The sequence below is a fragment of the Fictibacillus phosphorivorans genome (assembly GCF_023715845.1).
Classification (GTDB): Bacteria; Bacillota; Bacilli; order Bacillales; family Fictibacillaceae; genus Fictibacillus; species Fictibacillus phosphorivorans_D.
In genome coordinates this window covers 1-253 of record NZ_JAMBOR010000094.1, presented here as the reverse complement: position 1 = coordinate 253, position 253 = coordinate 1, and the positions used below count along the sequence as shown (strand labels likewise).

General features: G+C 37.5%; 1 protein-coding gene. It reads left to right on the top strand.

Features of this window, described 5'->3' with window-relative positions:
- Positions 1-8: 8 nt before the first annotated feature.
- Complete coding sequence (locus tag M3206_RS19315) at positions 9-131, top strand: IS3 family transposase (protein WP_425590754.1); 123 nt, start codon at positions 9-11, stop codon at positions 129-131.
- The last annotated feature ends 122 nt before the right edge of the window (positions 132-253 follow it).

Here is a 253-nt window from a genome sequence, read left to right as displayed (position 1 = left end):
ATAACGAGATTATAAAAGAGCTGAAAGCTCTCTATGAGAAAGTTAAGGGAATCTACGGCTATCGTCGAATGACAATGAATATAAACCGAACCCTTAAACAGAACTTTAATCACAAACGTATTTATAGCTGATGGGTGTTGCAGGTATACAGTCCGTAATTCGAAAAAAGAAGAAGATGTTTAAGCGCTCGATTCCCCAACATGTGGCGGAAAATGTGCTAAATCGTGAATTCACAGCAGAAAAGAAGAATACA